At 42.4% G+C, this 13,367-nt stretch carries 17 protein-coding genes; 7 read left to right on the forward strand and 10 right to left on the reverse strand.

Annotated elements, in window-relative coordinates; genetic code table 11:
• The first annotated feature begins 314 nt into the window (after positions 1 to 314).
• Both F7734_RS43125 and F7734_RS43130 read left to right on the forward strand, forming a co-directional pair.
• A complete protein-coding gene (locus F7734_RS43125) occupies positions 315 to 527 on the forward strand; it encodes a hypothetical protein (RefSeq protein ID WP_155750523.1) in 213 nt (70 codons plus the stop codon).
• Between the two features lie 34 nt (positions 528 to 561).
• The gene (locus tag F7734_RS43130) at positions 562 to 942 is read left to right on the forward strand and encodes a hypothetical protein (protein WP_155750524.1); all 381 of its coding nucleotides are present in this window, start codon (positions 562 to 564) and stop codon (positions 940 to 942) included.
• Between the two features lie 270 nt (positions 943 to 1,212).
• Here the strand turns inward: F7734_RS43130 and F7734_RS43135 are convergent, their stop codons facing one another.
• Positions 1,213 to 1,476, reverse strand: a complete 264-nt coding sequence (locus F7734_RS43135; RefSeq protein WP_155750525.1) for a hypothetical protein — start codon at positions 1,474 to 1,476, stop codon at positions 1,213 to 1,215.
• Between the two features lie 333 nt (positions 1,477 to 1,809).
• Between F7734_RS43135 and F7734_RS65720 the strand changes: the two genes are divergently transcribed.
• Both F7734_RS65720 and F7734_RS43140 read left to right on the forward strand, forming a co-directional pair.
• The gene (locus tag F7734_RS65720; protein ID WP_279239827.1) at positions 1,810 to 1,944 is read left to right on the forward strand and encodes a hypothetical protein; all 135 of its coding nucleotides are present in this window, start codon (positions 1,810 to 1,812) and stop codon (positions 1,942 to 1,944) included.
• Positions 1,945 to 2,305: 361 nt separating this feature from the next.
• Positions 2,306 to 2,590 carry a hypothetical protein gene (locus F7734_RS43140; protein WP_155750526.1) on the forward strand — a complete coding sequence of 95 codons (285 nt, stop codon included), beginning with the start codon at positions 2,306 to 2,308 and terminating at the stop codon, positions 2,588 to 2,590.
• A gap of 289 nt (positions 2,591 to 2,879) precedes the next feature.
• Here F7734_RS43140 and F7734_RS43145 read toward each other — a convergent pair whose 3' ends face one another.
• From F7734_RS43145 to F7734_RS43155, 3 genes are all read right to left on the reverse strand, one after another.
• On the reverse strand, positions 2,880 to 4,586 hold the full coding sequence (locus F7734_RS43145; RefSeq protein WP_166481969.1) for an IS1634 family transposase: 1,707 nt from the start codon (positions 4,584 to 4,586) through the stop codon (positions 2,880 to 2,882).
• A gap of 36 nt (positions 4,587 to 4,622) precedes the next feature.
• A complete protein-coding gene (locus F7734_RS43150; protein ID WP_155745916.1) occupies positions 4,623 to 4,994 on the reverse strand; it encodes a hypothetical protein in 372 nt (123 codons plus the stop codon).
• A gap of 544 nt (positions 4,995 to 5,538) precedes the next feature.
• The gene (locus tag F7734_RS43155; protein WP_155745917.1) at positions 5,539 to 5,679 is read right to left on the reverse strand and encodes a hypothetical protein; all 141 of its coding nucleotides are present in this window, start codon (positions 5,677 to 5,679) and stop codon (positions 5,539 to 5,541) included.
• A 181-nt stretch (positions 5,680 to 5,860) separates the two neighbouring features.
• Here F7734_RS43155 and F7734_RS43160 point away from each other — a divergent pair, with 181 nt between their 5' ends.
• Positions 5,861 to 6,400, forward strand: a complete 540-nt coding sequence (locus tag F7734_RS43160) for a hypothetical protein (RefSeq protein WP_347566382.1) — start codon at positions 5,861 to 5,863, stop codon at positions 6,398 to 6,400.
• A 333-nt stretch (positions 6,401 to 6,733) separates the two neighbouring features.
• On the opposite strand, the gene F7734_RS43165 is transcribed toward F7734_RS43160, so the two are convergent.
• The 6 genes from F7734_RS43165 to F7734_RS43190 form a co-directional block, all read right to left on the reverse strand.
• Positions 6,734 to 7,555, reverse strand: coding sequence for a hypothetical protein (locus F7734_RS43165; RefSeq protein WP_155750527.1), 822 nt, complete (start codon positions 7,553 to 7,555; stop codon positions 6,734 to 6,736).
• A 100-nt stretch (positions 7,556 to 7,655) separates the two neighbouring features.
• Positions 7,656 to 7,877 carry a hypothetical protein gene (locus F7734_RS43170; RefSeq protein ID WP_155750528.1) on the reverse strand — a complete coding sequence of 74 codons (222 nt, stop codon included), beginning with the start codon at positions 7,875 to 7,877 and terminating at the stop codon, positions 7,656 to 7,658.
• A gap of 204 nt (positions 7,878 to 8,081) precedes the next feature.
• Positions 8,082 to 10,397 (reverse strand): hypothetical protein, encoded by a 2,316-nt coding sequence (locus F7734_RS43175; RefSeq protein WP_155750529.1) that lies wholly within the window; start codon positions 10,395 to 10,397, stop codon positions 8,082 to 8,084.
• 62 nt (positions 10,398 to 10,459) lie between these two features.
• On the reverse strand, positions 10,460 to 11,299 hold the full coding sequence (locus F7734_RS43180; RefSeq protein ID WP_155750530.1) for a hypothetical protein: 840 nt from the start codon (positions 11,297 to 11,299) through the stop codon (positions 10,460 to 10,462).
• Between the two features lie 143 nt (positions 11,300 to 11,442).
• Complete coding sequence (locus F7734_RS61200; protein WP_166482507.1) at positions 11,443 to 12,069, reverse strand: hypothetical protein; 627 nt, start codon at positions 12,067 to 12,069, stop codon at positions 11,443 to 11,445.
• Between the two features lie 11 nt (positions 12,070 to 12,080).
• Positions 12,081 to 12,668, reverse strand: coding sequence for a hypothetical protein (locus tag F7734_RS43190; protein WP_155750531.1), 588 nt, complete (start codon positions 12,666 to 12,668; stop codon positions 12,081 to 12,083).
• Between the two features lie 186 nt (positions 12,669 to 12,854).
• On the opposite strand from F7734_RS43190, the gene F7734_RS43195 reads away from it, so the two are divergent.
• The gene (locus F7734_RS43195; protein WP_207714342.1) at positions 12,855 to 13,052 is read left to right on the forward strand and encodes a hypothetical protein; all 198 of its coding nucleotides are present in this window, start codon (positions 12,855 to 12,857) and stop codon (positions 13,050 to 13,052) included.
• Positions 13,049 to 13,366 carry a hypothetical protein gene (locus tag F7734_RS43200; RefSeq protein ID WP_155750532.1) on the forward strand — a complete coding sequence of 106 codons (318 nt, stop codon included), beginning with the start codon at positions 13,049 to 13,051 and terminating at the stop codon, positions 13,364 to 13,366. The genes F7734_RS43195 and F7734_RS43200 overlap by 4 nt, the downstream gene beginning before the upstream one ends.
• The last annotated feature ends 1 nt before the right edge of the window (position 13,367 follow it).

Raw genomic sequence — 13,367 nt, forward strand, 5'->3', positions numbered from 1 at the left:
CTCCCCACCCCGCCCCCCGCCCCCGCCTAACTCATACTAACTCCGCCGTGACATTTCCCCCATTCTTTTATATAAACCAAAGGGAGAAATATCACACACCGATGCATTAAATATAACTACTACTGAGACGAGCCTAAACCATAGAGACTTCTCGTGAGATTCGCAAAAACATCTGGTTAAATTCAATTAATTAACTAGTTATAACCACTTGACGCGACATTCTGTAACCAGTTATAGTATATGCATAACAGGTTGAGGTGAACCACGCCACGAAACACCCAACCAGCAACTAGTAAAAATAAGGAGAAAACCAGATGTTCGCTAAATTCAATTCCATCACCGCTCAAAATATTGCTGCTACCGAAGACCTCATTAATGACCTGCAAGCCGAACTGGAAGCTGCCCGCCAGCAGTTAGCGCGGTTCCAGCAAGAGGAGCAAGCACAGCTTACAGCCAAGGCAGCTGCTGAGTCGGCGCTGGAGGCTGCTGCCAAGGCATTTAAGGCAGTCGCGATAAGCGAAGCTTAACGGCTAAAGCCGTATCGCATATGGTGAGGACGGAGTGCAAGAGTTCAAGGATGCTCTGTTGGCACTGACAGAAGAAGAACCAGAAGTGCCAGCGCTGCCAGCAGATAAAGAAGAGCCAGAGACTGAAGAAGCTGAACCTACACCACCCAACGATGGACCCGTTGTAGAGGTTGCAGCTGAGGTTGTTAGCGCTGATGAACCAGTTGAAACCCCAGAGGAAGCACAGGAGGATTGCGAAAGCACAGCTGAAATTGACTTACCCTCGCCCGACGCGATCGCATCCATGAAAAAACCTGATTTGGTCGCATGGTTGAAGCGTTGCGAGCTTCCTTCTGGTGGAACGGTTCGTGAGATGCGATCCAGGCTAAACGCTCACGTGATTTCGTACCGCAATCCAAACCTTCAAGCTGCCTAATCTATCAGACCTTTGCGGTGACAATTCCGGAATGTTGCCGCAAAGGTCACAGGGGACTGGAGGCGCGGCGGATGTGGCAGATGTGAGGAGTAGGGAATGGGGAATGCGATAAGCTTCGCTTAACGGCTAAAGCCGTATCGCAACAACTAGTTACGCCAACTTTATCCTGTTATCTCATGACGTAACCAGATAAGAAATGCGATAGCCTTTCAGCGTCACGAGGAACCATTGGATTTTCCTCAGATTTTGAGTCAGCACTTAGGCATTTCTCTATAGATACAACTGGTTACGGATTTCAAGAATATCTGTAACCAGTTGTATCTTGTTCTCTCTCGTGACATAACCAGATATCAGTAGATATAACCAGTTACAAGGACAAGCTGTGCAAAATATAACCAGTTTCTTAACTGTCCTAACCAGTTGCATCCATGCCAGCAAGCGAGCGTAACCAGATGCAAGACGCGATAGCCAAAAGCCGCTCCGTGCAATACTTCTAGCAGTCCACTCGCTACGACGTTGTAACCAGTTATGCACTTGTCGCAAATGATTGATTTCACGACATCTTCACCCACAGGCGACAGCATAGCCAAGCTCGATGCCGCACCCAACACCCCGCCCACCTCCCGGTCACAGCAAAATTTAACGTACTAATTAAACTACAAGCTTAATGAGTGTATTTTCAATAATTTACAAAATCCTCACCAGTTTCTCACGTTATATATCTAACCTTTTATTAAGTGGATCATTGATACTAGAGCTTTGCATCTATCTTCAGTATAATTGCTTATTGCTTTTAGCAAAGCTATCTTAACTTGTCACGAATGGTTGTGCGATGGGTGTGTTTCCTCGTGCTTAAATGTATCAAAAGTGTATACGTATCAGACTCTCTGGCTTTGGGAACTGGGGACTGGGATGGGCTTGCTATGGGTGGACTCGCGACGGATTGGTTTCCGAAAAGTTGCGATCGCAATTCGTGGCACAGTATCACGCCAAAATGCGTAGTAAGTGTATGTATTTTTAATAATCTACAAAATCCTCACAAGTTCCTCACATCTTAGTATCTAATATCAACATAAGCGTTTAAATTGTTACAAGTGCTCTGAACCCAAATTTCTTCCAGCTTTGAGTTACAGTCCACACGTTGATGATGCAGTGTTAACAATTAGAACAATCTTTACATCTACCAGTCTGGAATACCCCGAAAGTTATATTAGTAGGTTAAGTAAGTTAATTTGATACCTAGGCTTGGCATTTACCCTCAGCAGAATTGCCTAGTATGCTGTACTAATCTATGTAATCTTACTAACTACACGTAAAAATTTCAAGAAAACAATATCAGCAATTCACAACTAAGGAGTTGAATATGAAAGATTTCAAAACTGTACGTAACCATGCACGTCCAGACCGTTTTCCTTGGGACGTTACTAAGTCTCACTATTTATTAACTGATTTAGATAGCATCTTAGATCAAGCTTTACAGAATACAACTGAATATTTAAGTCAGTTCCGGTTTGATGCTGATTACACCCAGAAGCTAGAAACTGCATTTGGTAGTGATTTTAATCAGGAAAGAGCTAATCACTGTACGTTCGCTCATTTTGTGAGGGGGGGACGAATTAAAACCTTAGTGTGTAAGGTTTTAACGTGATTCTGGATCTGACGATCGTGATACCGTGTAATACTTGGAAAAAGATTTGTCAGCTTAACGGTGTATCACACGGAACAAAGGAAGCAGATTATCCGTGTAATATATGGAGAGCGGAGAATGCACAAAAAAGATTTTAAGAGTACAGGCTCTTCGGTGTAATACATGGAAGAAGAGCGCTATTCAAATAGGACTTACGGTGTAATACACGGTGGGGGCTGATGTTGAAATGGGACATTCAATTCCGTGTCTTATTGTCAAGGAGTGCTGATTTTATAGGGGGAAGACGTAATTATGTAGGGCTTTGCACTTGTTCTAGCTGATAAAGGGACTCAGGCATTTTTATTAAGGAGAGAATTTGTTTTTGCAGATCGGACAGAGGCGTGATGAAGATGGTAGAATCAGGGAGAAAATAGAGAGTTAAATTGCAAAAAGCCTTAAGCATTCGCTCCGCAGATGGGCGATTGGTTTTTCGCTTTGGATTGCCATCATAAAGACCAGCTAAAGATTGTTGAGTTTGCTCAAGAGCCAGCCGTACCACAAACTCCATTACTGTAAATACGCGCAAAGCTATGTTCAAAATGAACATTAAGCCAGTAATTCGGTCTTCGTTTTGGAAGTAAATGGGTAAGGCTGGCAAAGAACCTCTTTTAAAACGGTGAAACCCACGCTCCAAAAGCCATTCATCCCGGTAATACATTACAGCTTGTGGTAGGGTCAGTCGAGTGGTCGGGGCATTGGTGACATACAATCGCCATCCTGCCAAGGTTTCTGCTTCCTTAATCGCAGTATCAATCGGATGTATATGAAGTTGAAGACATATCTTAGTCACGCACTCAGTTGGAGAGTTTTTTGATGGTCGTCCCCGTCCGACATGGCGAGTTTGGTGAGTGATTTCTTCTGTAATTGTGGTTGAGAAAAAATCGTTGACACGATAGCGCGTGAGAATGTTTTCTACTTTCTGGGTGAGTTGAAAGCGATCCTCTCCTGGTTTGGCTGCTAATTTATCCAGAGCAGTTTGTGCATTGTTAATGCGTTGCTGTTGACCACGGATAATAGATGCTGCAAGGCTTTGGGAATAAACTACTAAGTAGCGTTCATGCCAACGTACCCACTTGTTAGTTTCTTCGTTGAACCAAAACTTGCCTAACTCTACTTCAAAGCCTTTTCCCACAGCAGGTTCTTCTTCATCAAGTCGCGGTAAACGAATCTCCACAGTTTCTGCTGGCGGGGAGAGTACCCATTGCTTCAGATATTGGGGGTGTTGCCCACTCATGGGTACAGGAACGCAGTAAATCCCTCGGTTTGCTGCAATGGTGGCGCGGGTTGCAATCGAGCCTGCTTTACAATCAGCGATGAAGACAAAATTTTTGTGTCCAATCACCTTTACCATTTGTTGCCAGGTAGGAAAATATAATGGATCATCAGCTCCATTCCCTTCTAGGGTGGCACTGACCAAAGGCATTCCCATTGGGTCAAGGGTTGCTAGTAATTGACGGTATTGCAGCAAGTCTGGGCGAAAATCTTTGGAGTACCCATGACGCAGTAGACTTTCTTCTGGCGATTCTCCCTGTTGATGATTCACACTAAAACTAGTTGTATCAGCTCGTGCCACAACAGTCGGCAATTCGTAGGCACGAATTAGATGCCGTCCTAGCTTTACTTCTATTTCCAACCTGGCTTGTGACTGCAACCCTAACTCTTCGACTACCCTTGCTAATCGGTCATCACTGGCATCTTTTTCCCCTATCGACCACCCCGTACTTAACTCTAAAATCGTTCGATGTGTTTGCACCCAAGGTTCCACAGCAGACAACCTATGGTCTGACTCGGTGATGATATATGTTAATAACAATACACTCAATTGTCCGTAGCTCAGTCCTTTGTGGTTTCCGTGGGGTTCCCTCAGTTTTTGGTCAATACATTTGGCTAGATCCATCTGTTTGAGCCATTCCACGATTAACGGAATATCGTCTATCCGCTCGGAACTTATTTCCACTGTTTTTCCTCTAATCTATTCGGATTCTTGTGTATACTAGCTAATTAGTGCTGCAATAAAATGATTCAGGGCTTTAAGTGCTGCTTTGTAGCCTGGAGCTTGCTTACCTAACTTCAATTGTAGTAAAACTTGGTCACGTAAGGTTTCAAGTGTTGCCACCAACAGTGGCGTAGTCGCAAGTTCAACAACAGTAGTTTTGGCTTGATTTATCGGCTCTTTTTCCCATGTAATACTTGGACTAGCATTGTCCCTAAGCACCTGTTCCAAGTAATCAGATCTAGTCATACCAAAACATTCAGCTGCGATCCCCAAAGCTTTCCAGGTATCATCAGTTAATCTTAGTGAGCGCACTTGACGATAATCATCGTCCTTGAGCGCGAACTTCCCTTGAATGTCCCGCTTCAACATTACTCTACTCTTCTCCCGTGTATTACACCGTAATTTTAACCCTTAATCGGTATCTTTCGGACGTAATATGAAGAATTACACCCAGGGCATATTTCTGCGCGATACGGCTTGAGCCGTTAAGCTTCGCTTATCGCCTCCTTCGATGTATTACACGGAAAGACCTGACCCCTCTTACCGTGTAATACACCGTTGGGCTGACAAACCCTTCCCCAAGTATTACACGGTATCACCACTATCAGATCCACAATCACGTTGAAACCTTACACAGTAAGGCATTAATTCCTCTCACCCTTTCAACCAGGAGCAAACGCACAGCAATAAAGTCTGACACTGAAACCCTACTAAAAAAGACACTGCTCCGCTGCTTTTGGGTAGAAAACCCTTTGTTAAAGGGCAATTCCGGTAAATCTAGGTGATAACTTTATTGTCATTGGCATCCCCCTAAAAAAGGTGTGAGTTCAGTTCAGGGTAAAACTTTATTGTCAATTCAGGTTGTACAGCGCACGTAAAATCAAGGTTTCTGGGTAATACCACTCTTAGAACATTATTGTTTCTCTACACCGTGTATTACACCGAAAGTCAGTGCGATAAGCACCATGAGCGGCTTGCGCCGAAGCGATAAGCCGGGGGAGGCTTGCGCGATCGAGCGATCGCAGTCTTTTTTGTGAATTCTCTGTATTTCCATGTATTACACGGAACGTTTGATTTCCCTCGTACCGCGTAATACACCGTTAAGCTGACAAATCTTTTTCCAAGTATTACACGGTATCACGATCGTCAGATCCAGAATCACGTTAAAACCTTAGTGTGTAAGGTTTTAATTCGTCCCCCCCTCACAAAATGAGCGAACGTACAGAACTGAGTGCGTGACTAAGATATGTCTTCAACTTCATATACATCCGATTGATACTGCGATTAAGGAAGCAGAAACCTTGGCAGGATGGCGATTGTATGTCACCAATGCCCCGACCACTCGACTGACCCTACCACAAGCTGTAATGTATTACCGGGATGAATGGCTTTTGGAGCGTGGGTTTCACCGTTTTAAAAGAGGTTCTTTGCCAGCCTTACCCATTTACTTCCAAAACGAAGACCGAATTACTGGCTTAATGTTCATTTTGAACATAGCTTTGCGCGTATTTACAGTAATGGAGTTTGTGGTACGGCTGGCTCTTGAGCAAACTCAACAATCTTTAGCTGGTCTTTATGATGGCAATCCAAAGCGAAAAACCAATCGCCCATCTGCGGAGCGAATGCTTAAGGCTTTTTGCAATTTAACTCTCTATTTTCTCCCTGATTCTACCATCTTCATCACGCCTCTGTCCGATCTGCAAAAACAAATTCTCTCCTTAATAAAAATGCCTGAGTCCCTTTATCAGCTAGAACAAGTGCAAAGCCCTACATAATTACGTCTTCCCCCTATAAAATCAGCACTCCTTGACAATAAGACACGGAATTGAATGTCCCATTTCAACATCAGCCCCCACCGTGTATTACACCGTAAGTCCTATTTGAATAGCGCTCTTCTTCCATGTATTACACCGAAGAGCCTGTACTCTTAAAATCTTTTTTGTGCATTCTCCGCTCTCCATATATTACACGGATAATCTGCTTCCTTTGTTCCGTGTGATACACCGTTAAGCTGACAAATCTTTTTCCAAGTATTACACGGTATCACGATCGTCAGATCCAGAATCACGTTAAAACCTTACACACTAAGGTTTTAATTCGTCCCCCCCTCACAAAATGAGCGAACGTACAGTCTTATCTCCAGTCTCAGATTTTTTGAACTTGACCCCAGTTTCGATACTCCGATTAATCACGTCCTTGCTGGGGGCTTGCTTGATTAGTGCTTTAAGGTCGGAGTTAACAGTGATTTTTTCAATCAGGTATTCTGCACCAAAATCCTTAACAACTGGCTCACCAACAAGTTCGGAGTTAAAGAAACGAGTGATGGACGTGTTGCCACCGCCAATGTCACAGATAGTTACCGCACCGTCTAAGTTTTGACTTTTGAGCGCGGCTATACCTTCTGGGTACACTGAATTAATCTTGATTTGTACCAATACGGGTACACCTGCTAACTCTACTTTGTGGGTACCTTCGTTCTTTCTAATTACTGGTTCGTGTCGCTTAACGTCGTTACAGGTCACGGTGACTTCAAAAGCCATCTCTGAATTAACTTGTGGCAAGTGAGCTAATGCACCAAGAAAGTACTGTAACCACAAGGAAGATTTACCCGTGTAATCATCGACCAATCTAATGAGGTCACTGCTACCACTTCTTGCGGCTTGAGTCCCAACCAACCAGCAAGTGTTTTTTAAATCTTCCCGAATGCCATCAATATATTTAACATGACCGGGAATCTTATCTGAAGTGTTGTTGAGACAGCGAGCATACCAGCTTGGTTCTCTCAGATAGTCGTAGCCTTCTACATATGCTTTAATCCAATGGTTTCCAAGGTCGATGACTGACCGGAAGTGTTTTTTGATTTTAGATGGTGTTTTTGAGGCGGTTTTTTTACGGGTACTTTTGGGTACATTAGCAGTTTTATCACTCATTTCTAAATCTCCTTATTGTTTACTGGATAAAGACTTGAAGCTTTAATTATTGTCATCGTAACACGTGAAAGAGTCAAAAGTACCCAATTGGGAACAAATTTTACCAATGAGGTCTATTCAGTGGTTCTTGACCTAAAACTTTTCTTAACTGGTTAATTAGCTTATAGTCGTCAGAAATTGTGTAATATAGTTCGACTTCATTGTTATTGTTTAGTAAAACTTTCACACATGATTCACCCTTAATTCCTAAAACGCTCCAATGAATCAGAGTGATTTTCTCAATGTCAAAAGTGTGTGTATCGTTACCTATGAATTTAGCCATTTGATTTTCTCCTAACATTAATTGTTGGCTGATTGGTGCTAATGGTGCTATTGGTGCTAACCCCCTATAGGGAAAAATGTGGTGCTAGCAGTCAACGTAGAATCAAGGATTTCAGGCTTTATTTGGTGCTGTGTTGGTGCTGTGTTGGTGCTGAAAATTGATTACCACCACGAATAAAAATGCAACAACAACACCTACAAATGTCTAATTACTGTTAGTAATAGACTCATCTATTTTGAAATGATGTCCACAATCCTTACAATTCATTTTTCTCAAACCTTTATACCAGCCGTTCTTTTTAGTCTTTGTAGAACCGCACTCAGGACAAGTAACAACAGGTTCTAACTCTTCATTTTCTATCTCTTTTTCAACCTCATTCAAAATGTTAGAAATTAGTGTTTTTTGAGTATTTGTACTCATTTCAGCAACTTTTTCAAACGGCTTGGACGCTAACCAGGACTTACCATCATTGAGCATACCTTTGTGAGCCACAGGGATTTCCAATAACAATGCTTGACCATTGCAGTACAAAGCAGCCAATCGGTATTGGTTCTCTGGGGAGATGTCCTCATTAGCTTTTGCGATCCATTTAGATGCTTTGTTGTAGTTCTTAGAAAACTTCTCCAGCGTCTCAGGATTCATCCCAAGGTCTTTATCGGCGTGTTTGATGAAAGTGTCGATCGCATTCGAGATAAACAGCAAGCAGCAGTTGTTCATCTCATCCCACGTCCAACGATTTTTACCAACTTCCCCAGACTGACCAATTAAAACCAGTCTCATGCTGTGATGCCTAATGGTAGTCCAGATTTCACTTGCGGTCTTTTTATCATCCAAGTCGTGTTTTTTGTCGAATTCATCAAAGATAGCTAGGACTGGTGTTTTAGGGTCAGTGGACGTTTTAGCATCACGCGATCGCAACAGTTGAGCAAACTTGTTAAACAGGTTTGATGCTTGATCGGGGTTGGTTGCTGCTTTTTCACAATCCCAGTAGTCCTCTTCTGACCCGTGCTGAGGGTCACTCAACCAGATTTCATAACCATCTAAATTGTGTAGGTAGTAGTGAAGTAGGTTTTTGACCGCTATACCCTTACCTCCACCTGTGGCACTCATGACCCGTAACGTAGGCTTACCAGTTTTCTCAATATGGTACTTGCGGATAGTTTGCCCAAATAGTTCAGCCCGAATAATGCCGCACTCCCTAAAAATGTCTTCTACGGTGATTTCCTTAGTCACTGGCTTGCGTAGGGTAACATCAAGGGTAACAGTGCTGTGTTGATAGTTGAAAGTAAATTTGGGTAGCGTTCCAACTAAACAATTGGTAAATGCTGCTAACTGTTCTAGGGTGTTGTGTGGTAGCAGCATATCTTCTGTTAAACCGGGATTACGACGTGTTGCAAATAAAATACTGTATCCCGTTTCTGTCTCAGTCCAGTTAATCACATCAAGCTTATAACCGTAGTTCTCATGATAGTAATTAGCAATTCTGTTAGCAGCTAACGCATAATCAGAAGTGCCAATTGCTAACAGTGGCTTTTGCAGTTCTTTGTTTTCATTTTGTAAATTTTCTATCTCATTGGTTAGGTCATTGATTACTAAATTTCGTTGCTCCAGTAGGTCTAATAGTTGAGCGTGGATTGAATTGTTATTCAGCAGTAAGTTCTCATATTTCTCTGTAATTCGTTCATCCACTTCATCTAATCCTTGCTTGTGTCGGTCTATAGCAATATCTAAGGGCATTGAGTTTTTGAGCGATTCTTTGAGTTCTTTATTTTCTAGCTGGCTTGATTTTAGTAGTGAATTCCTCCACTTAACCTTCATTCCTAGAAAATTGTTATCGAATTCATAAATGAAGTCTAAGACTGTCTTAAAGTCCTTAATGTTAAGGTTTTTTAGTTCTGATAAGGCTTCATTCATTTCATCTTTGAGTTCCCGTACATCTTTGAGCCTTTGCTGGATTGCTGGGCTATCTTCTAGTTTCTTAAGGTCTTTCTCTATTGATGCTAGTTGGGCATACCTCAATGAGAAAAAGTTTCTAGTGTACTTCCTAGAATCTTCTAAGAATTCCTCAACTCGCTTGTCACGCTCACTAACAATACCTTGTAACTCGCTGATTTTTAAGTCTTTCTCAGCAACAATTCTTAAAAAATGTTCTGACTTCTCATTGAGTTGAGACTTGAGATTGTTGATTTGTTCAGTGTACCTACCCTCTTGACTTTCAAGTACTTTAATGCTGCTTTTCAGGTTATCGATAGTAACTTTTAAATCAGTTAGCTCTCGGTTTTTAGTTTGCTCAATCTGGTGAATTCGTTCGGTAGTTTCTTTTTCTAATGACCGATGTTTTTCACCATAAGCTATTCCCAATCCAACACAAACTAAAGCTGAAGTAGTACCTGCAACACCAATAGTTAGTGCTAGACTTTTCTGCCATCCTTGGGGTAAATTCCAAGCTTGGATACTGCCAACAATTCCGAGTAGGCTACTACCAACAAATACCCCATAATAGATATGATTAGCTATCATTATTTCTTTTCCTTTACTTACAAAATGAGAGGGGAATTTCACCCCTCTTTTTTCTCAGCTATTTAGAATCCTGCTGCAAATTTAGCCACAGCCTCTTGCTTGATTTTTTCTTTTTCGTATGCGATATTCTCTATCTCATACTTCTGTTTTTCGACTTCCTCACGAAGTTTATCAACCTTAAGCTGTTCTTGCTCCTTAATGAGTTCGGTCTGGTTTTGAGTACCCTCAGTTCTAATTTGTTGTTGTGTGAGTAGTTCGTTATCTTGTTCAAGTTTTGACAGTTCAATGTCACGACCAACAACCGAACGGTGATAGGTGACAGCTTTTTTCTCATTGTTGATTCGGGCTGTTTTACCATCAATTAATAAGCCAATCAAGCGTTGTTGTTCTAGGTCAAGTGTTGCTAAATCTTGCTTAAGCTTGGTGTTGTTGATGGCAACTCCAACATAATTTCGCTGTCTGGCTATGATTATGTTGCGTTTAATGGCTTCACCGGAATCTAACTGAGGTACGGACTCATCTACAGAAGCATCTGCTTTAGAAAGTATGCCAGCCGCGTCTACAGTGCCATTGGTTAAGCTTGAGGGATTGTAATCAATTGACCCGTTAACCGTGGCTGTTACTTGACTCGCTACTCCCTTAACAGCTGCGCCAACCGCACCAACCACGGGTGCAATGACTTGTCCAGCTTGTTGAAGTTTTTCTTTAAGATTTGCTCGTGCCGCTTCATCTGTAGCCGCAACCTCTGGGGAGGAATCGAAACCATATGGACTGGGGACATCTGGCAATGGTGTGCCTTCACCCTCCCCGGTGACGCGTTTAGACCCGGTTAAAGCGCCTTTCTTGCCACGGTTGGGATTATCAAGGTTTGCGCCTGTTACTGTACCTTTTCTTGATGGCATAATTAAAAAATCCTTTGTTTGAGTATTGTTAGCAGAGGTCGTTGAAGTCGGGGAAATTTTGCGATTCGTCCCGACTTTCAACCTAGAATGCAATATCGAGTAGTACAGATATCGCAAGTGTCGTGAGCGATAGAGCAAGGATTTTAGTTGTCAGCATCAACAGGGGAGAAGAATTTATTGATGGGATACACCACAGATCGCGCATAACCGCAAAATGGGGTAAGGGCATTACCACAGGTGAATGATGCAGCGTAGGAACCTAGAACAATTAACAAGATAAACGCTAGAGAAGTATTGAGTATGCCGTTTATCTGTGCTGGAAAAGTTAGGTTCAATTTTCTGTGTTCTAGCTCTCGTGTCTCTTTGGTGTGCTTGATTTCTTCTAGCATTTGAATAGCCTGGGTCAGGTTGAGAATTAATTCCTGATTAGGCTGTCTCAGTCGCACTTCACGGTATAAGTCAGCTTTAAGAGTCCGAAGCTTTTCGTCATCCGAAATCAACCCTAGTGCTACACTCTCATCGTTCCATTCTTTATGCCGCTTAATCATATCGTCAATTTTGTCTAGAGAGCCTAGAACAGTGTTTTCTAAATGTTCACCAAAGCTCACTTTTTCCTCCTTATTTTCAATGATTTGTTGGCTTGGCTCTAACAACTGCACTTGGTTAGTGTTGGTGCTTGCGTCAACTCTATAAGCAAGTTCTTGCATAGCTTCACAGTTGTTTTTACGTGCCAATGTCTGATAAATAATTGGCTTGATTTCAGGATTCATAGTTGCAGATCCTACCGTTCAAACTCAGTTGTTTCTAGGACTTCTTGAACAGCTTGCTTGATTTCCGTTGCGTATTCGCTCGCAAACTCCTGCTTAAATCGTGCCGCGAACAATTTAGCCAGTCCTTTAGCTAGTGTGGGCTGTTGTTGGTATGCGTCCTTGATGGCTTCTCTAGTGGTGTCTAAAATCTCAGCTGATTGGGTCAGTTTGCGATCGGCTAGCGTATTGTCACGATGGGCTGACAAAACAATTGCACTTCCAGAATTAACCTGTTTTGCTGGGGCTTGTATAGTCCATATCTCATCTCTGTAATTCTGGTATGGCTTGCCTCCATCTACCACAGTCGATTTATAAGCTTGCAGTTGGTCAAAACAGAATTGACTGTAACGAGTGCCAGCCGTCAATTTATCCGGACACCAGTAAAAAATTTCGCGTACCCGCTTCAGCCAGTTTCTAATTGTGCGATCGCTTGTCTGAAAATGTTGGGCTAGTTCGGAACTACTGTAAGTGATCAAAGATGTTGCAGAAATTTCCGCACTTTCCGTTACCACTTCCGGTGGAAGTTCCGGAATTATTTCCGCTTGGATAGGTTGATTCATTCAAAGTCCTTGTTATTACTGCGTTTGAGCGATTATCGCGGTACTTCCGATTAGTTCCGGAATTGCCGCTGTGTCGCATCTATGCTAATATAGCACGTATACGACACTAGACAGCATTTATAAATGCTAGTTTTTATTTAGGTCAACACAAAACAGCATGGAAAAGCGATAATTTGGTGATGAGTTATGTTTACTGAAATGAGTAAAAGATTAGCCGTATATTTGCCAGACGGTGTATATGACTTCCTAGAAAAGTGGGCAGATGAGGAAAGAAGGTCAGTAAGTAACCTAGCAGCTGTTCTTCTAGAACTTGCCGTAAGAGATAGAGAAGGATGGATAGAATCACGAGATGAATCAGCCAAGAAAGATAGAGGTGTAGCATGACCCAAGACCAGCCAGATGACGACATCCGCCAGATACTAACCGAACTGGCGCAAAGACAAGCCAGGACACAAGAACAGCTTGACAATCTAGCAGTACGACAAGCCAACACCCAAAACCAATTAACCATGCTTACTGACAATGTGGATCGGGTGTTAGCACGTAGCGCCATCTTAGATGACGTGCTGCTAGAACTACGCGATAGTCACGAACGACACCAACGCAATTTTGAGGAGCATCAAAGGACTACCAATGCTGCTTTACAAAGTTTGGAAGCCATACTTCTACAGCTGATGAGAAATTTTCCCCAAAACTAAC

The sequence above is a fragment of the Scytonema sp. UIC 10036 genome, assembly GCF_009725235.1.